Source organism: Aeromonas sp. V90_14 (assembly GCF_029967615.1).
In the GTDB taxonomy this organism is placed as follows: Bacteria; Pseudomonadota; Gammaproteobacteria; order Enterobacterales; family Aeromonadaceae; genus Aeromonas; species Aeromonas hydrophila.
Window position 1 is genome coordinate 1 of record NZ_JASCAS010000040.1, and the last position, 16,355, is coordinate 16,355.

A 16,355-nucleotide genomic window follows, 5' to 3' on the forward strand; every position below is an offset into this window, starting at 1 on the left:
AGCGCCGATGGTAGTGTGGCATTCGCCATGCGAGAGTAGGACACTGCCAGGCATCCAACACGAGAAACCCCGCTCATTTGAGCGGGGTTTTTTATTATCTAAAATCAGCGATTTATGGCCATAAATCGCTGATTTCTCTGCTTTATGCCTGCCCTTGACTGGCGCAGGGCAGCTCCATGTTGACCACCCCATCTTCCAGCTGGATATCGATCTTGAAGCCAAGCCGTTTGGCCAGGTTGATCATGCCGCGGTTGCTGGGCATGGTCATGCCCGACAGCTGGCCAATGCCGCGCTCTCTGGCATAGCGCACTATCTTTTCCATCATCAGCTTGCCAAGCCCCAGCCCTTTTAGGTCGGAGCGCACCAGGATGGCAAACTCTGCATCAGACAGGTCCGGGTTAGAAATGGCTCGAACTACCCCCAGGATCTGCTGGTCGAACGGACCATCCTGCCCCACGGCGACAAACGCCATTTCCCTGTCGTAGTCGATCTGGGTCATGCGGGCCAGCTCTTCATGTCCCAGCTCCCCCACGTCGGCGAAGAAGCGCTTATACCTGTCTTCGTCCGATACCTTGAGTACAAACTGCTTGTGAGCGGGTTCATCCTCCGGTCTGATCGGGCGGAGCAGCACATGGCTCTGATCCTTGAGCCAGGCCCCCTCTTCCAGTTCGGTGGGATAGGGGCGGATAGCCAGTCTGCAGCGGCCTTCTTCAGCAGGTTGCAGAGTCAGGCTGGCATCCAGTACCACCATTTCGGCGCCGCAGGCCTGCAGTGGGTGCAGATCCAGCTGCTGGATCTCGGGGAAGGCGAGTAGGAGCTCCGACAATTGGCACAACACCTGGCCGAGGGCATCGATATCGAGTCGTTCCGGACTGGCCTGCTCGCGGATCTTGCGGCTCTTGAGCGCCCCGATGATTTGGTAGCGTGCCAGCGCCTGGTTCAGCGGCGGCAGGGCCGCCATCATCTCCTGCGGTTCGGCGCCTGATTCACCGAGCAGGATGACGGGGCCGAATACGGGGTCTTGTTGCAGCCGGATCCGCAGCTCCAGCCCCCCGCTGCGGCGCGCCATGCGCTGCACCAGCAGGCCTTCGATACGGGCACCGGGATCATGCTGCCTGACCCGATCCAGAATGGCATCTGCAGCCTGGGCGACTTCGGCCGAGGTACGCAGGTTGAGCATGACGCCGTGTACCGCCGACTTGTGAAGGATGTCTGGTGAACGCAGCTTGACTGCCACTGGATAGCCGATCTGCTCCGCGGTCAGGGTTGCCTCGATGGCATCGGAAACGATCCAGGTCGGCAGGGTGGAGAGCCCCGCAGCCTGCAGAATGGGGTGTGCCAGATGGGTGTCGAGGGTGAGCTGTTTGCGTTCCAGCGCCTGTCTGATCAACTGCTGGCACAGCTCGAGGTTGAGCCTGTCACCCTGCAGGGAGGCGGGGGTCTCCATCAACTGCTTCTGGTTGCGCCGGTATTCCACCATGTGCATGAAGGCGGCGACCGCGCTCTCCGGGGTGCGGTAGGTGGGGAAGCCTGCCTCGCTGAACAGACGACGCCCCTCCTGGGCCGAATATTCCCCCGCCCAGTTGGTCAGGATATTGAAGCGTCTGGCCCTGGGGTGCTGTTTGACGTAGTCGATCAGGCTGCGCGCCAAGGCGGCGCCACGGGCGGTGAGCGACGGGGCGTGGATGAGCAGGATGGCGTCCGCCTCGTCCCCTTGCAGCAGGTCGTCGAGAGCCTGCTGATAGTCATTGATGTCGGCATCGCTGCCGATGTCGCGAGGCGGCATCGCCAGCTTGCCGCCCCGCTCCAGCAACTTGTCGATAGCCATGTTGGCCAAGCCACGGCCATTGGAGATGATGGCGAGCCGCTCCCCCTTGAGGGTCAAGGAGTGACTCAGGGTCTCGACGGCGGCAAACAGTTCGTGGGTATCCCGCACCCGCAGCATGCCGGCCCTACGAATGGCGGCGTCATAGACGTTGTCGAGCCCGTTGTCCGGCTCATGGCGGCCACTCTTGAGCACCAGGATGGGTTTGTTGCGGGCGGCGGCGCGGGCGGCCGAGAGAAAATGGCGGGCGTCCTGCAGCTTGTCCATGTAGAGCAGGATGGCGCGGGTCACGCTGTCGCGAGAGAGCTGATCCAGCAACTGGCCGAAGTTGATGTCGCAGTGATCGCCAAGGGAGATGAAGGCCGAGAAGCCAAGTTCATGCTGCTTGGCCCAATCCAGGATGGTGGTGCTGACGGCGGCCGACTGGGAGAGAAAGGCAACCTGACCAGGCTTGGCGGCAATCGGCGAGAAGCTGGCATTGATGCCCTGACCCGGCAGCAGCATCCCCATGCTGTTGGGGCCGAGCAGGCGGATGCCGTATTGCTGGCTGAGCTGTTGCAGCTGTTCCCGCTCCGGCGCAGTGAAGTCTGCCGCCAGTATGATGGCGGCACCCGTTCCCCGTTTACCAAGTGCTTCGATGAGGGTCAGCACTCGTTCCCGCCGGGTACAGACGATGGCGAGATCCGGGGCCAGCGGCAGGCTGTCGATATCGGCATAGGCCAGCACGCCGGCAATGGCCTTGCTGTGCGGGCTGACTGGCAGGATGGGGCCCTTGAACTGGCCGGCGAGCAGGTGTCTTATCACCACGTGACCCGCCTTCTGCGGGTCGGTCGAGGCACCGATGACGGCGATTGACTGGGGTTTGAAGAGCCGATCCAGGCCGCTTGGTTTCATGGGCACTCCCGTGGGTGGCGGATGGTGCCAGTGTAATACGCTTTCAGCGCCGGTTCTGTGACCGGTTGCGGATCACTGCCTGGTCAGGGCACTGGCTCGCAGGTAAAACTTCAGCTCACCCTGGATCTGGCGTACCGCTGCCAGATGGCGCTCCTGCAGATAGATATCCTGTTCCTGATCGAGCTGTGTTTGTGGTACTCCCAGGCTCTGCAGGTACTCATCGAACAGCAGCGAGCTGTTGATTTCGATCAGATGAGGCATCATGGCGCGGCTCCTTGTTCCATTCAGGCTGAACATCCAGTCTAGTCGGTGAATTGATCCTCAGACTGACCATTGTCAGATTTGACACGAAGTGGCTCACACATCTGTGGCGTCCTGCATCAAGGGGGCCAGGCCTGAGGTTATAGTGAATGGACGGCGGGGGAGGTGCGCGATGAGCAGGATCTGGTTGTGTTGCGTCATGTTGTTTGCCGGCAGCGTGGCGGCGGCAGAGGTGCCCATCAGGGCCTGGAACCTGCTGCTGGACCATCCCAATCCCGCTGTGGCCGGTCTGCTGCGACTCTCGCTCGATCTGACCGTGCCGGAATACGGTTCCTATCGGCTGATTGCCAGCCCGCCGATGGAGCAGGGGCGGGCGGTCAAGGAGTTGCAAAGCGGCGAGCTGGTGCAGATCGGGGTGTTTGCCCCCGACGAGGAGCGCGAGCGTACCCTGCTGGCCATCCATGTTCCGCTGGCAAAAGGGTTGCTGGGCTGGCGGGTGTGCCTCATTCGGCAGGGGGATGAGGGGCGGTTCGCCAACATACGATCGCTGACCGACTGGCAACATGCCGGGCTTCGCATCGGCCAGCACAGATCCTGGCCTGATACCCGTCTGCTCAAGGAGAACGGTCTCAACGTGGTGGTGGGCAGCCTCTACGACGCTCTGTTCAACATGCTGCGCAAGCGGCGCTTTGACTGCTTCCTGCGCTCGGTCATCGAGATCGAGGAGGAGCTCAAGCAACACCCTGAGCTGGCCATCGAGCCGCACCTGGTGTTTCGCTATCCGCTGGCGCTGCTGTTCTTCGTCTCCCCCAAGTACCCGGAACTGGCCAAGCGCATCGAACTCGGCCTGCAGCGAGCCCGCCAGTCCGGTGACTATGAGCGGGTATTCGAGGCGGGCTTTGGCAGCACCATCCGGCGGCTGCAGCTGGATCGGCGGGTGATGCTGGAGCTGAGCAATCCCGATCTGCCGGCCGGCAGCCGGGCCATGATGCAGGATCCCTCGCTTATCTATGCTCCGGCGCTGCCCGCCGTGTCAGCGCAATGAGCCCTGGCCCCGGGCGGTATCCCAGAAGGCACGGATCAGCGGCTCTTCCAGCCGCTTCTTGAGCACGGCGATGCCGACATCGAACGGCTTGAGCGCGGGCTTGGGCTCGACGATGCGCACCTTCTCACCCATGGGGCTGTGGTCGATCACCGCCGCCGGCACCAGCCCCACTCCGAAGCCGAGCGCCACCATGGCGACAATCCCCTCGTTGCCCGCCACCTCCGCATAGATGTTGGGGGCGATCCCCTTGTTGCGCAGCCACTGATCGCAGCGTTTGCGGGCCAGCCCCTGCTCGGAGAGGATCAGCGGCAGCCGCTCCCAGTCTGGCTCCCCCTGGGAAAACCACTGGCTCTGCTGCGGTGCGGTGCGAGGGGCGATGAACACCAGCGGCACCTGCTGCAGGCTGGCAAACTCCAGCTTGGCGGAGAGGGCATCCGGGCGGGCGGCGATGGCCAGATCGGCCTCGTCGGCCAGGATCTTGTCCACCGCCAGCGCCGGGTCGCCGGTCTCCAGCTTGATCTCCAGCTGGGGATAGCGGCGGCGAAAGCGCTCCAGCACCTCGGGCAGCAGGAAGTAGCTGGCGGTGACCGAGCAGAACACCCGCAGCCGCCCCTGCAGCGGCTCATCGCTGCGTTTGAGCTCCTGCTTGAGCTGGCGCCACTCCTGCAGCAGGGCGCCGCCGAATTCACGCAGCTTCTCGCCCGCCGGGGTGAGTCGCACCGAGCGGTTGTCCCGCTCGAACAGCACGCAGCCGGTCTCCTGCTCCAGCCGCTGGATGGCGCGGCTCAGCGTGGAAGGGCTGACCGCCATGGCGTCGGCGCTCTTGCCGAAGTGGAGGGAGTCGGCAAGGTGGAGAAACAGCTCGAGATTGCGAAGGTCCATCTTTTCAACTCCTGGTGCGGCATCGCTGCCCGAGACCCATGTTCTGGGCGGCTTCAATCTACCGTTTGGAGGTAGGTCTTGCCTGCGATGATGAAGGGTTCACGTTTCAATTATTGCAACGTACTGTTTCGAATATATCAGTTCAGGCAATAAGTGTCCCGCGCTATAGTGGTTTCGACAACGCCGCCATCCGGCATGGAATCAATCGAACGGAGCAATCACCATGGCTAACTATTTCAACACCTTGAACCTGCGTCAGCAGTTGGCCCAGCTGGGCAAGTGTCGTTTCATGCAGCGCGAAGAGTTCGCGGACGGCTGCAACGTGCTGAAGGGCAAGAAGGTGGTGATTGTGGGCTGTGGTGCCCAGGGTCTGAACCAGGGCCTGAACATGCGCGACTCCGGGCTGGATATCTCCTACGCCCTGCGCAAGGCCGCCATCACCGAGAAGCGCGCCTCCTGGCAGAAGGCCACCGACAACGGCTTCGCGGTCGGCACCTATGAAGAGCTGATCCCGACTGCCGATCTGGTGCTGAACCTGACCCCGGACAAGCAGCACTCCGACGTCGTCAAAACCGTGATGCCGCTGATGAAGCAGGGCGCCGCGCTGGGCTACTCCCACGGTTTCAACGTGGTGGAAGAGGGTCAGCAGATCCGCTCCGACATCACGGTCGTGATGGTGGCGCCGAAGTGCCCGGGTACCGAGGTGCGCGAAGAGTACAAGCGCGGTTTCGGTGTACCGACCCTGATCGCCGTTCACCCGGAGAACGATCCCAAGGGTGAAGGCATGGCCATCGCCAAGGCGTGGGCCTCTGCCACCGGTGGCGACCGTGCCGGCGTGCTGGAGTCCTCCTTCGTGGCGGAAGTGAAATCCGACCTGATGGGCGAGCAGACCATCCTCTGCGGCATGCTGCAGGCCGGTTCCCTGCTTTGCTACGACAAGCTGGTTGCCGAAGGGACCGACAAGGCCTATGCCGGCAAGCTGATCCAGTTCGGTTGGGAGACCATCACCGAAGCCCTGAAGCAGGGCGGCATCAGCCTGATGATGGACCGTCTGTCCAACCCGGCCAAGCTGCGCGCCTTCGAGCTCTCCGAGCAGCTCAAGACCCTGATGCGCCCGCTGTTCGAGAAGCACATGGACGACATCATCGCCGGTGAGTTCTCCCGCGGCATGATGGCCGACTGGGCCGAAGACGATGCCAAGCTGTTCGGCTGGCGCGAAGAGACCGGCAAATCCGCCTTCGAAAACGCGCCGGCGTTTGCTGGCAAGATTGCCGAGCAGGAGTACTTCGACAATGGCGTGGTGATGGTGGCCATGGTCAAGGCGGGTGTCGAGCTGGCGTTCGAAACCATGGTGGCCTCCGGCATCTATGAAGAGTCTGCCTACTACGAATCCCTGCACGAGCTGCCGCTGATCGCCAACACCGTTGCCCGCAAGCGTCTGTACGAGATGAACGTGGTCATCTCCGACACCGCCGAGTACGGCAACTACCTGTTCGCCAACGCCGCCGTGCCCTTGCTGCGCGAGCACTTCATGCCGACCCTGAAAGCGGGCGACCTGGGTGCCAGCAAGGCGGAAGGGCAGAGCGTCGACAACCTGGCGCTGCTGGCCGCCAACGAGGCGACCCGCAACCACCCCATCGAAGCGATCGGTCAGGTACTGCGCGGTTATATGAAGGACATGAAGCGTATCGCCGTCGGCGGTTAAGCCGGCATAGGGCAGGATGATGAAGGGGCGGGGATGACGATCCCCGTCGCCGGTCGGGCTGGACACCCGACCGGCCAGCCAGAAAACCCGGCCACAAAAAAGCCCCGCTCATCGAGCGGGGCTTTTGCATTCAGAAAGGCCGGCTAAATCAGGCTTTCCACGCTTTCCAGGTGTTGATCAGACCGTTGGTGGAGCAGTCGTGGCTGGTGATAGCCGCATCGGTGTTGAGCTCCGGCAGGATCTTGTTGGCCAGCTGTTTGCCCAGCTCCACGCCCCACTGGTCGAAGCTGAAGATGTTCCAGATTGCACCCTGTACGAAGATCTTGTGCTCGTACATGGCAATCAAAGAGCCCAGCGTCTTCGGGGTCAGGCTCTTGAACAGGATGGAGTTGGTCGGGCGGTTGCCTTCGAACACCTTGAACGGCACCAGATCCTTGACCTGCTCCAGGGTTTTGCCAGCCGCCAGGAACTCGGCTTCGACCTGCTCCTTGCTCTTGCCGAAGGCCAGCGCTTCGGTCTGGGCGAAGAAGTTGGCCAGCAGTTTCGGGTGGTGGTCGCCGATCGGGTTGTGGCTGATGGCCGGTGCCAGGAAGTCACAGGGGATCAGCTTGGTGCCCTGGTGGATCAGCTGATAGAAGGCGTGCTGGCCGTTGGTACCCGGCTCACCCCAGATGATGGGGCCGGTCTGGTAGTCAACCGGCTTGCCGTTGCGATCCACGTACTTGCCGTTGGACTCCATGTTGCCCTGCTGGAAGTAGGCAGGGAAGCGGTGCATGTACTGATCGTACGGCAGGATGGCTTCGGACTCGGCACCGTAGAAGTTGTTGTACCACAGGCCGATCAGCGCCAGCAGCACCGGCACGTTCTGCTCATAGGAGGCAGTGGCGAAGTGCATGTCCATCTCGAAGGCGCCTTGCAGCAGAGCTTCGAAGTTTTCGAAACCGACGGACAGGGCGATGGGCATGCCGATGGCAGACCAGGAGGAGTAGCGGCCGCCAACCCAGTCCCAGAACTCGAACATGTTGTTGGTATCGATGCCGAACTCGGCCACGGCCTTGCCGTTGGTGGAGAGCGCAGCGAAGTGCTTGGCAACGTGGGCCTTGTCACCGGCGATCTTGATGAACCAGTCGCGGGCGGTCAGGGCGTTGGTCATGGTCTCCTGAGTGGTGAAGGTCTTGGAGGCCACCAGGAACAGGGTGGTTTCCGGATCGATCTTCTTCAGGGTTTCGGCGATGTGGGTACCATCGACGTTGGAGACGAAGTGCATCTGCAGGTGGTTTTTGTAGGGACGCAGCGCCTCGGTGATCATCACCGGGCCGAGATCGGAGCCACCGATACCGATGTTGACCACGTGCTGGATCGCCTTGCCGGTGTAGCCTTTCCACTCACCTCCGATTACCTTCTCGCAGAAGCCTTTCATCTTGGCCAGCACGGCGTTCACTTCCGGCATCACATCCTTGCCGTCGCTCTCGATGGGGCGGTCGGAGCGGTTGCGCAGGGCCACGTGCAGCACCGAGCGGCCTTCGGTCATGTTGATCTTGTCGCCATTGAACATGGCGTCGATCGCGCTGCGAAGATCGGTCTCTTTGGCCAGATCTACCAGCAACTTGAGGGTTTCTTCGGTGATCAGGTTCTTCGAGTAATCGACCAGGATGTCGCCGCCGAAGGTGAGGGAGAATTTGTCGAAACGCTGGGGATCCTGGGCAAACAGATCCTTGAGCCGGGTCTCTTTGTTCGCTGCAAAGTGGGCTTCCAGTGCCTGCCAGGCCTGGGTCTGGGTTGGATTGATGTTTTTCATAGGATTATCAGTCTTCCAAGTTGTGTATGAACCTTGCAGGCAAGGCTCCCGCCAAACCTTATTATTCGAGCATTATACCGGGCCAGCTGCGCGGCCCGTGTAACAGAGCTTTACCAATTGTCTGCCATCGACCGAGTTTACAACCAAAACGCTGCGATTATGAGTCACTGATGGCGGCCGGATCTTGCGTTTGCGCATACTTGGTCGGGCTTGCCGCCGTTGAAAGGGCTTTCAGGGCGAGAGCCTGCTGCGAGTGGGGTGGCAGTTTGGCCTGGCCGTCAAAAGAGTATTTGACAGACGCCTTTTCGCTCATTTCATGCGCAGGCGCAAGTTGTTGGCACTGGAGGCTGGCTAGCATATGAGCGAATGGACGAGATCTCCCAGGGATGGCCACTGTCTGGAATGAGGAGATCGCTATGAAAGCTGTGTTGTCCCTGTTTGCTCTGAGCCTGATCGCCACCGGCCTCATCGGCCTGCTGACCATGGTACTGACCAGTGCGGCGCCGACCTTGCCGTTACGGGTGCTGGCGGTGATCGGTGCCGTGCTGGGAGGCTATGTGCTGGTGCAACCGCTGCTCAACCGGGTGGCTCGTCGGCTGGTGTAAGTCGACGCCCCCGGCATGCTGAAAACAAAGTCCGGCCCAGGGTGGCCGGATTTTTTATGCCCGTCAGGGGGCCGGAAACGACAATGCCAGCCCGGAGGCTGGCATTGTGTCATTCAGGAAAAGGCTCAGGCCTGCGGCTTTTGCATGTGCATGACCATCTGCGGAAAGGGGATCTCGATGCCTTCGGCATCGAAGGTGAGCTTCACCTTCTCGTGGAAGTCGAACCAGACTCCCCAGTAGTCGCCGGTCTTGACCCAGGGGCGCACCACGATATTGACCGAGGAGTCGGCCAGCGCGGCGACGGCGATAGTAGCGGCCGGCTCCTTGAGGATGCGCGACTCTTCGCTGACCAGCCGTTCCAGGATCTGCTTGGCCTTGCGCAGATCGGAGCCATAACCGATGCCGAAGGTCATGTCGACCCGGCGGGTATCCATGCGCGAGTAGTTGACGATGGTGCCGTTGAGGATGGCGGAGTTGGGTACCACCACCATCTTGTTGTCACCTGAGGTGAGGGTGGTGGTGAACAGCTGAACGGATTGCACCACGCCATTGGTGCCTGCCACCTCGATGAACTCGCCCGCCTTGATGGGGCGGAAGATGATGAGCAGGAAGCCGGCGGCGAAGTTGGAGAGCGAGCCCTGCAGCGCCAGACCGATGGCCAGACCGGCGGCACCGATGATGGCGACGAAGGAGGCGGTCTGCACCCCGACCCGGCCCAGCGCGGCGATCACCACGAACACCAGGATGGCGTACTTGAGGATGCTGCCGACGAAGTGGGTGACAGTGGTGTCCAGCTTGCGGGCCTGCATCACCTTGACCACGGCGCTGCTGATGAGGTTGGCGGCGATATAGCCGACCAGCAGGGTGATCAGGGCGGCTGCGATGTTGACGGCGTACTCGATCAGCAGGCCCTGGTTGTTGACCAGCCAGGTCTGCGCTTCGGTGATGATTTCGGGTTCCATAGGGTGTCCTGTCAGGCGATAAAAGGTTTATGACGCATGAATCTAACACTGGAATGCGACAATCCGGGTCGCATCTGGTGCTCATCGTCTCTTTTGTGCCACAAAAAACAAGGGAGGCCAAGGCCTCCCTCTTTACTGCAACTCGTCTGGAGCGGCGTTGCCGCTACTGATTGCAAATTGGGCTCGTCAGCTCTGCAGCAGCTGGCTGCGGATAAACTGCCACTGATCTTCGAAGCCGGCGGTGGGCTTGATTTTGAACTCGGAGCGGACGAACTGACTGATGCGTCCCTCGGTGTAGGCCAGCAGCAGGTTGGCCAGCATGGTCTCGTCGAGCTGGAAGCCCTGGCCTTCGCGCAGCCGCTTCTCCCGCAGCACCTGCTTGATCTGGGTCTCCAGCTTGTCGAACAGAGCGCTGATGCGATCTCGCAGCCGGTCGTGCTCACCCAGCAGGGCATCGCCATTGAGGATGCGGGTGATGCCGGGATTGCGCTCGGCAAACACCAGCAGCAGCTGCAGTATGTGGTGGCAGCGGGCCATGGTGTCCTTCTCTTCGGCCATGATCAGGTTGACCCGTGACAGCAGGGAATCCTCGATAAAGTCGATCAGCCCCTCGAACATTCGCGCCTTGCTGGGAAAATGTCGATAGAGCGCGGCCTCGGATACCCCCACCTCGGCCGCCAGACGGGCCGTGGTGATGCGCTGGCCAGGGCTGGTCTCCAGCATGTGGGCGAGCGCCTGCAGGATCTGATCGCGCCGACTCTGTTTCTGATTACTGCTTGCCATGGATTCCCCTAAAAAAACAATGGCCTGATTCTGTTATTAGGCACCGCCGCGCGGGCTGGTGTGGTCTGTTATTGGCGACCAGAAGAACCAAAACCGCCTTCACCCCGTTCGCTCTGATTGAACTCATCGACCAGTTGGAAGCTGGCCTGAACTACCGGCATGATCACCAGCTGGGCGATGCGCTCGCCGGGCTGCATGGTGAAGCTGTCATTGCCACGGTTCCACACCGAGACCATCAGCTGGCCCTGGTAGTCGGAATCGATGAGGCCGACCAGGTTGCCCAGCACGATGCCGTGCTTATGGCCGAGGCCGGAGCGGGGCAGGATGGTGGCACACAGGCCCGGATCCTGAATATGGATGGCCAGCCCGGTCGGCACCAGGGTGGTATCACCCGGGGCCAGGGTCAGCGGAGCATCCAGCAGGGCGCGCAGATCCATGCCGGCGGAACCCGGTGTGGCATAGGCGGGCAGCGGGTAATCGGTGCCGATGCGGGCATCCAGAATCTTCAGTTCAATTTGTGTTGTCATAAATCGTTTTTAATGGAGTGGAGGTGGTCGATTGACTGGCTCAGTGCCGGCAGTGGTCTGCAATCAGGGCGATGAGATGACGAGCCAGCGTCAGCTTATCGGCCAGGGGCAGGGGTGCTTGACCCCCTTGCCAGAACACGGTCAGGGCGTTGTCATCGGCGTTGAAGCCCTGGCCCGCACGAGATACGTCGTTGGCGGCGATCATGTCCAGCCGCTTACGCTGCAGTTTGTCGAGGGCGTATTGTTCCACATCCACGGTTTCTGCGGCAAATCCGACGGTGAAGGGTTTGTCTGACAAGGCCCCCACGGCGGCGATGATGTCGGGGTTTTTGACCAGGGTCAGCTGCATCTGGTCGTTGTCACCGGTCTTCTTGATCTTCTGGTTGGCCACCTGCGCGGGGCGGTAGTCGGCGACGGCGGCGCAGCCGATGAAGAGGTCGCACTCGCCAACCCGGCTCATCACAGCCTGATGCATCTGCTCGGCACTTTCCACGTCGACACGGGTGACGCCTGCCGGGGTGGCCAGTGCCACCGGGCCGCTCACCAGAGTCACCTCGGCGCCCGCTTCACGGGCAGCGCGGGCGATGGCGTAGCCCATCTTGCCTGAGCTGTGATTGCTGATGTAGCGCACCGGATCCAGCGCCTCGCGGGTCGGCCCGGCGGTGAGCAGCAGCCTGACCCCGGCCAGCAGCGGCTCGGCGGCGAGCTGTTGGCAGCAGCGCTCAACCAGCTCGAGGGGATCCAGCATCCGGCCCGGGCCCACGTCACCGCAGGCCTGGCTGCCGGAGTCCGGCCCCCACAGCAGGATGCCGCGGCTGGCCAAAGTCTTGAGGTTGGTCTGGGTGGCTGTGTTGAGGTACATCTGCTGGTTCATGGCAGGCGCCAGCGCCACCGGTGCCGGTGTGGCCAGGCAGAGGGTGGTGAGCAGCTCGTCGGCCATGCCGGCGGCCATGCGGGCCATCAGGTTGGCGCTGGCGGGGGCGATCAGCACCAGATCGGCCCACTTGGCCAGCTCGATGTGACCCATGCCCGCTTCGGCGGCCGGATCCAGCAGACTGTCGGCCACCGGGTGGCCGGAGACGGCCTGCAGGGTCAGCGGGGTGATGAACTCCTTGGCGGAACGGGTCATCACCACCCGTACCTCGGCCCCCTGATCTTTCAGGCGGCGTACCAGTTCGGCACTCTTGTAGGCGGCTATCCCGCCGCTGACACCCAACAGGATGCGTTTATCGGCCAATCTCATCTGCTGCTTCTCTTCCGGCTCACTCTGACTGGTCGGCTAAGATACCACAGGCAGCGGACGACGACAGAGGCTGACATGGGGGACTTGTGGTCGGGCTCCCGCGATTTTTTGCTATGTTTTCTCTCAATAGGCATGAGGGAGAGACAAATGAGCATCAAGGAGTGGCCGGAAGATGAACGCCCGCGCGAGAAGCTGTTGCGTCAGGGGCCTGGCGGTTTGTCCGACGCCGAGCTGTTGGCGATCTTCCTGCGCACCGGGGTCAGTGGCCTGAGTGCGGTCGATCTCTCTCGTCATCTGTTGCAGCAATTTGGTTCGCTGCGGGCGCTGCTTGGCGCCGAACAGCGGGCCTTTTGCGCGGCGCACGGTCTTGGACCGGCCAAATATGCCCAGCTGCAGGCCGTGCTGGAGATGGGCAAGCGCCATCTGGCCGAGCAATTGCAAAGGGGCGATCCGCTCACCTCGCCCCAGTTGACCCGGGACTATCTGCAGGCCCAGCTGCGGGATCGACCGCGGGAGGTGTTTGCCCTGCTGCTGCTCGACAACCAGCACCGAGTGATTCAATTCGTTGAACTTTTTTACGGCACCCTCGACTCGGCGAGCGTCTGGCCCAGAGAAATCGTGCAGATCGCACTCAAACATAATGCAGCCGCCGTGATTCTGGCGCATAATCACCCGTCCGGCGTCGCCGAGCCCAGTCGGGCCGACCGCCAGATCACGGATCGGATCACGGCCGCCTTGGCCCTGATCGATATCAGAGTGCTGGATCACTTGGTGATCGGTGACGGCATCACGGTTTCTTTCGCCGAGCGCGGTTGGTTATGACTGTGCTCTGGCGCCGTATTAGTTGATCTTTGATCACGGATGCTGTATAAAATGCCGCCTTCTGTTTGCCCCGCAATCGAAGGCCAGCGGGGCAGATATTTGCTCGAGCAATGAAGTAAGATTTGGAGAGACTGACATGTCTAGAGTATGCCAAGTAACCGGCAAGCGCCCGGCAGTTGGTAACAACCGTTCGCACGCTAACAACGCTACCAAGCGTCGTTTCCTGCCGAACCTGCACACTCACCGTTTTTGGGTTGAGAGTGAAAAACGCTTCGTAAGCCTGCGCGTATCCGCAAAAGGCATGCGTATCATCGACAAGCGTGGCGTTGAAGTGGTTCTGGCTGAACTGCGCGCCAGCGGTGTTAAGGTATAAGGAATTAGATCATGGCTAAAGGTATTCGCGAGAAAATTCGCCTGAACTCCAGCGCCGGTACTGGTCACTTCTATACCACTACCAAGAACAAGCGCACCATGCCCGAAAAAATGGAGATCAAAAAGTTTGATCCCGTTGTTCGTCAGCATGTGATCTACAAGGAAGGCAAAATCAAGTAATTACTTGATGCTGCATTCCCAAAAACCCGGCCTAGTGCCGGGTTTTTTTATGGCCGAAATTCAGTACACTGCCGGTTCTAAGGGAGGCTTGTCATGTTCAAACTGAGCCGCAAAGGCTGGAACAACGTGATCATCGTGGTGGTGCTGATCGTGATCACCCTGTTGCACCGGCTGGAGCTGGCCCAGCAGGAGAACAGCGCCAAGCGGGCGCGTCCGCTGCTGCCGGAGAGCGCCGTGGTGCTCACCTGGCAGGGGCCGAGCTGGCAGATCGAACGGATCGGGCAGGGCTGGCGCAGCGGGCCGGATCTGGGGCTCAGCAGTGCCCAGCTGGCGACGCACATCGAGGCCTGGCAGGGCTGGTTGCTACCGCCCGGCGAATCCGTGCGCGGCACCCCGGTTACCCTCAAGATCTGGGTCGCCGGCCAGAGCGATCCCATCGAAGTGGGCCTTTATCAGGACAGCGGCAAGTTTGCCGCCCTGCTGCCCCCATCGACCTGGCTCAGCCTGAGCCAGGAGCAGTACCGCAGCCTGCTGCGTCCCGCTCCCTAACCCCTTTTCAGCGTCAGCACGAGGATCCCATGCCTGAATTACCGGAAGTCGAAGTCAGCCGCCAGGGTATCTCGCCCTGGCTTACCGGCATCAAGGTCACCCGAGTGGTGGTGCGGGACGGCCGTCTGCGCTGGCCGGTGCCGGGGGAAATCCAGGAGCTGGTGGATCTCACCATCCACCGGGTCAGCCGCCGCGCCAAGTACCTGCTGCTGGAGACCGACTTCGGCACCGCCATCCTCCATCTGGGCATGTCGGGCAGCCTGCGGGTGCTGGAGATCGGTACCCCGGCCGAGAAGCACGATCACGTGGATATCGAGCTGGCCAACGGCAAGCTGCTGCGGCTCAACGATCCGCGCCGCTTCGGCGCCCTGCTGTGGACCCGCGAGCCGGCCGAGGCGCATGCGCTGCTGGCCAAGCTGGGGCCGGAGCCGCTCACCGACGCGTTCAATGCCGATTACCTGCGTGAGCGCGCCAAGGGGCGCAGCACCGCCATCAAGACCTTCTTGATGGACAACCATGTGGTGGTCGGGGTGGGCAACATCTACGCCAACGAGGCGCTCTACGCCGCCGGCATTCACCCCAAGCGGGCAGCGGGCAGCATCAGCGCCGAGCGGTTGGGCACCCTGGTGGCCGAGATCAAGCGGGTGCTGGCCGAAGCGATTCGGCAGGGCGGCACCACCCTCAAGGATTTCACCAGTGCGGACGGCAAGCCGGGCTATTTCGTGCAGCAGCTGCAGGTCTATGGGCGGGGCGGCCAGCCCTGTTTTCACTGCCACACCCTGCTCAGTGAAATCCGGCTGGGGCAGCGTACCACCGTGTTCTGTTCCCACTGCCAGCGCTGAATCGCGGTTTTTTTGGCCTGAAATGGCCAAGTTGTAAGAGAGTATTTCCAGTCTGTTGAAGATTTGCTCGCCTGTTACTACTATCTCGACCGTTCAGGCGGTTTGAGAAAATAAAATGACAGCTAAATCAATAGACTGGGACCATTTGTCCCGGCAGGGGCACTATTGTGCCCAAAAAATGGCCCGCTTCCTCTATCCCGATGACAGCGCCCGCAAAACCTTCAATCGCGCCAAGTTCGTGCTGCGCAGCCTGCTCTATCGGCAGCAGCTGAGCCGGGTGTTCGAGCTGTTTCAGGCCGAACCGCTCAAGGCCCTGCCTGCCCACTATCCCGAGCTGCTCGACAAGCCGATGCGGCCCTATCGCTTTGCCGGTTCCACTGCGACCGAGCGGGCCGAGATGCTGGAAAACCACTACCGGCTGATGCTGGCCCGCTACCCGGACCTGATCGACCCGCTCTATCTGGGGGGTGGCATCGAGCTCGGCCGTTATCCCGAGAGCGGCTGCCGCATCGTGCTGCGCCACGACGGCACCTTCCGCCGCGAGGCGGAGCTGGCCCTCTCTATCGTCGACCCGCAGGGCAAGCGGCTCTACAGCTGTGCCTTCTCGCTGGCCGGCACCCCCAACCGGCTGGCAGTGGTGATCGGTTCGGTACAGGGACCGGAGCCCTGCATCGAGCAGGCACAGGACAAGGTGCGTGCGCTGACCAAGGAGGGCCACGGTCTGCGACCCAAGTCGCTGGTGGTGATGCTGGTGATGCAGCTGGCCGAGGTGATGGAGGCCGAGCACATCTCGGCGGTGCGGATGAAGGCCCATATCTATCAGGCCCGGCGTTACAGCAAGAAGAAGAAAGCCTGCCTGCAGGCAGACTATGACGAGCTGTGGCAGGAGTTTGGCGCCATCGATCTGGATGACAACTTCGTGCGGCTGCAGCCCGCCCAGCGCAAGCCGCTGGAGGAGATCGCCTCCAAGAAGCGGGCCATGTACCGGCGCCGTTACGAGTGGCTCGATCAGCTGACCCTGGCGAGTCAGCAACTGCTGGGCCCGCGTCTGGCGGGCTGA

General features: G+C 61.7%; 17 protein-coding genes. 9 read left to right on the top strand and 8 right to left on the bottom strand.

Going from position 1 to position 16,355, the window contains the following annotated elements:
• Nucleotides 1–142: 142 nt before the first annotated feature.
• Together QLG02_RS16200 and QLG02_RS16205 are read right to left on the bottom strand one after the other, a co-directional pair.
• On the bottom strand, nucleotides 143–2,719 hold the full coding sequence (locus QLG02_RS16200; protein WP_282465656.1) for a bifunctional acetate--CoA ligase family protein/GNAT family N-acetyltransferase: 2,577 nt from the start codon (nucleotides 2,717–2,719) through the stop codon (nucleotides 143–145).
• 72 nt (nucleotides 2,720–2,791) lie between these two features.
• A complete protein-coding gene (locus QLG02_RS16205) occupies nucleotides 2,792–2,983 on the bottom strand; it encodes a hypothetical protein (protein WP_011704172.1) in 192 nt (63 codons plus the stop codon).
• A gap of 169 nt (nucleotides 2,984–3,152) precedes the next feature.
• Between QLG02_RS16205 and QLG02_RS16210 the strand changes: the two genes are divergently transcribed.
• On the top strand, nucleotides 3,153–4,025 hold the full coding sequence (locus tag QLG02_RS16210) for a transporter substrate-binding domain-containing protein (protein WP_282465657.1): 873 nt from the start codon (nucleotides 3,153–3,155) through the stop codon (nucleotides 4,023–4,025).
• On the opposite strand, the gene ilvY is transcribed toward QLG02_RS16210, so the two are convergent.
• A complete protein-coding gene (gene ilvY, locus QLG02_RS16215; protein ID WP_017411123.1) occupies nucleotides 4,014–4,907 on the bottom strand; it encodes an HTH-type transcriptional activator IlvY in 894 nt (297 codons plus the stop codon). The two genes, QLG02_RS16210 and ilvY, sit on opposite strands and share 12 nt — an antisense overlap.
• A gap of 223 nt (nucleotides 4,908–5,130) precedes the next feature.
• Here ilvY and ilvC point away from each other — a divergent pair, with 223 nt between their 5' ends.
• On the top strand, nucleotides 5,131–6,612 hold the full coding sequence (gene ilvC / locus QLG02_RS16220) for a ketol-acid reductoisomerase (protein ID WP_005307463.1): 1,482 nt from the start codon (nucleotides 5,131–5,133) through the stop codon (nucleotides 6,610–6,612).
• 148 nt (nucleotides 6,613–6,760) lie between these two features.
• Here the strand turns inward: ilvC and pgi are convergent, their stop codons facing one another.
• The gene (pgi, locus tag QLG02_RS16225; RefSeq protein WP_282465658.1) at nucleotides 6,761–8,410 is read right to left on the bottom strand and encodes a glucose-6-phosphate isomerase; all 1,650 of its coding nucleotides are present in this window, start codon (nucleotides 8,408–8,410) and stop codon (nucleotides 6,761–6,763) included.
• 416 nt (nucleotides 8,411–8,826) lie between these two features.
• Between pgi and QLG02_RS16230 the strand changes: the two genes are divergently transcribed.
• Nucleotides 8,827–9,015 carry a holin gene (locus QLG02_RS16230; RefSeq protein ID WP_005323764.1) on the top strand — a complete coding sequence of 63 codons (189 nt, stop codon included), beginning with the start codon at nucleotides 8,827–8,829 and terminating at the stop codon, nucleotides 9,013–9,015.
• Between the two features lie 125 nt (nucleotides 9,016–9,140).
• Here QLG02_RS16230 and QLG02_RS16235 read toward each other — a convergent pair whose 3' ends face one another.
• From QLG02_RS16235 to coaBC, 4 genes are all read right to left on the bottom strand, one after another.
• Nucleotides 9,141–9,977: a mechanosensitive ion channel domain-containing protein gene (locus QLG02_RS16235; RefSeq protein ID WP_101150977.1), complete on the bottom strand. Its 837-nt coding sequence runs from the start codon at nucleotides 9,975–9,977 to the stop codon at nucleotides 9,141–9,143.
• 186 nt (nucleotides 9,978–10,163) lie between these two features.
• Nucleotides 10,164–10,760: a nucleoid occlusion factor SlmA gene (gene slmA, locus QLG02_RS16240; RefSeq protein WP_254202084.1), complete on the bottom strand. Its 597-nt coding sequence runs from the start codon at nucleotides 10,758–10,760 to the stop codon at nucleotides 10,164–10,166.
• 68 nt (nucleotides 10,761–10,828) lie between these two features.
• On the bottom strand, nucleotides 10,829–11,287 hold the full coding sequence (gene dut, locus QLG02_RS16245) for a dUTP diphosphatase (protein ID WP_017411128.1): 459 nt from the start codon (nucleotides 11,285–11,287) through the stop codon (nucleotides 10,829–10,831).
• A gap of 40 nt (nucleotides 11,288–11,327) precedes the next feature.
• A complete protein-coding gene (gene coaBC / locus QLG02_RS16250) occupies nucleotides 11,328–12,530 on the bottom strand; it encodes a bifunctional phosphopantothenoylcysteine decarboxylase/phosphopantothenate--cysteine ligase CoaBC (RefSeq protein ID WP_282465659.1) in 1,203 nt (400 codons plus the stop codon).
• Between the two features lie 147 nt (nucleotides 12,531–12,677).
• Between coaBC and radC the strand changes: the two genes are divergently transcribed.
• The 6 genes from radC (at nucleotide 12,678) to QLG02_RS16280 (ending at nucleotide 16,355) form a co-directional block, all read left to right on the top strand.
• Nucleotides 12,678–13,352: a DNA repair protein RadC gene (gene radC, locus QLG02_RS16255; protein ID WP_011704181.1), complete on the top strand. Its 675-nt coding sequence runs from the start codon at nucleotides 12,678–12,680 to the stop codon at nucleotides 13,350–13,352.
• A gap of 136 nt (nucleotides 13,353–13,488) precedes the next feature.
• On the top strand, nucleotides 13,489–13,725 hold the full coding sequence (gene rpmB, locus QLG02_RS16260; RefSeq protein WP_005307492.1) for a 50S ribosomal protein L28: 237 nt from the start codon (nucleotides 13,489–13,491) through the stop codon (nucleotides 13,723–13,725).
• An 11-nt stretch (nucleotides 13,726–13,736) separates the two neighbouring features.
• A complete protein-coding gene (gene rpmG / locus QLG02_RS16265; protein WP_005307500.1) occupies nucleotides 13,737–13,904 on the top strand; it encodes a 50S ribosomal protein L33 in 168 nt (55 codons plus the stop codon).
• 93 nt (nucleotides 13,905–13,997) lie between these two features.
• On the top strand, nucleotides 13,998–14,453 hold the full coding sequence (locus QLG02_RS16270; RefSeq protein ID WP_282465660.1) for a hypothetical protein: 456 nt from the start codon (nucleotides 13,998–14,000) through the stop codon (nucleotides 14,451–14,453).
• 29 nt (nucleotides 14,454–14,482) lie between these two features.
• Nucleotides 14,483–15,295 (top strand): bifunctional DNA-formamidopyrimidine glycosylase/DNA-(apurinic or apyrimidinic site) lyase, encoded by an 813-nt coding sequence (gene mutM / locus QLG02_RS16275; RefSeq protein WP_282465661.1) that lies wholly within the window; start codon nucleotides 14,483–14,485, stop codon nucleotides 15,293–15,295.
• A gap of 178 nt (nucleotides 15,296–15,473) precedes the next feature.
• On the top strand, nucleotides 15,474–16,355 hold the full coding sequence (locus QLG02_RS16280) for a VirK/YbjX family protein (protein ID WP_282465662.1): 882 nt from the start codon (nucleotides 15,474–15,476) through the stop codon (nucleotides 16,353–16,355).

What these genes read in the sequence shown, in the direction of transcription:
- QLG02_RS16200 (WP_282465656.1), bottom strand. Translation starts at nt 2,719, where the DNA reads ATGAAACCAAGCGGCCTGGATCGGCTCTTCAAACCCCAGTCAATCGCC.
- QLG02_RS16205 (WP_011704172.1), bottom strand. Translation starts at nt 2,983, where the DNA reads ATGATGCCTCATCTGATCGAAATCAACAGCTCGCTGCTGTTCGATGAG.
- QLG02_RS16210 (WP_282465657.1), top strand. Translation starts at nt 3,153, where the DNA reads ATGAGCAGGATCTGGTTGTGTTGCGTCATGTTGTTTGCCGGCAGCGTG.
- ilvY (WP_017411123.1), bottom strand. Translation starts at nt 4,907, where the DNA reads ATGGACCTTCGCAATCTCGAGCTGTTTCTCCACCTTGCCGACTCCCTC.
- ilvC (WP_005307463.1), top strand. Translation starts at nt 5,131, where the DNA reads ATGGCTAACTATTTCAACACCTTGAACCTGCGTCAGCAGTTGGCCCAG.
- pgi (WP_282465658.1), bottom strand. Translation starts at nt 8,410, where the DNA reads ATGAAAAACATCAATCCAACCCAGACCCAGGCCTGGCAGGCACTGGAA.
- QLG02_RS16230 (WP_005323764.1), top strand. Translation starts at nt 8,827, where the DNA reads ATGAAAGCTGTGTTGTCCCTGTTTGCTCTGAGCCTGATCGCCACCGGC.
- QLG02_RS16235 (WP_101150977.1), bottom strand. Translation starts at nt 9,977, where the DNA reads ATGGAACCCGAAATCATCACCGAAGCGCAGACCTGGCTGGTCAACAAC.
- slmA (WP_254202084.1), bottom strand. Translation starts at nt 10,760, where the DNA reads ATGGCAAGCAGTAATCAGAAACAGAGTCGGCGCGATCAGATCCTGCAG.
- dut (WP_017411128.1), bottom strand. Translation starts at nt 11,287, where the DNA reads ATGACAACACAAATTGAACTGAAGATTCTGGATGCCCGCATCGGCACC.
- coaBC (WP_282465659.1), bottom strand. Translation starts at nt 12,530, where the DNA reads ATGAGATTGGCCGATAAACGCATCCTGTTGGGTGTCAGCGGCGGGATA.
- radC (WP_011704181.1), top strand. Translation starts at nt 12,678, where the DNA reads ATGAGCATCAAGGAGTGGCCGGAAGATGAACGCCCGCGCGAGAAGCTG.
- rpmB (WP_005307492.1), top strand. Translation starts at nt 13,489, where the DNA reads ATGTCTAGAGTATGCCAAGTAACCGGCAAGCGCCCGGCAGTTGGTAAC.
- rpmG (WP_005307500.1), top strand. Translation starts at nt 13,737, where the DNA reads ATGGCTAAAGGTATTCGCGAGAAAATTCGCCTGAACTCCAGCGCCGGT.
- QLG02_RS16270 (WP_282465660.1), top strand. Translation starts at nt 13,998, where the DNA reads ATGTTCAAACTGAGCCGCAAAGGCTGGAACAACGTGATCATCGTGGTG.
- mutM (WP_282465661.1), top strand. Translation starts at nt 14,483, where the DNA reads ATGCCTGAATTACCGGAAGTCGAAGTCAGCCGCCAGGGTATCTCGCCC.
- QLG02_RS16280 (WP_282465662.1), top strand. Translation starts at nt 15,474, where the DNA reads ATGGCCCGCTTCCTCTATCCCGATGACAGCGCCCGCAAAACCTTCAAT.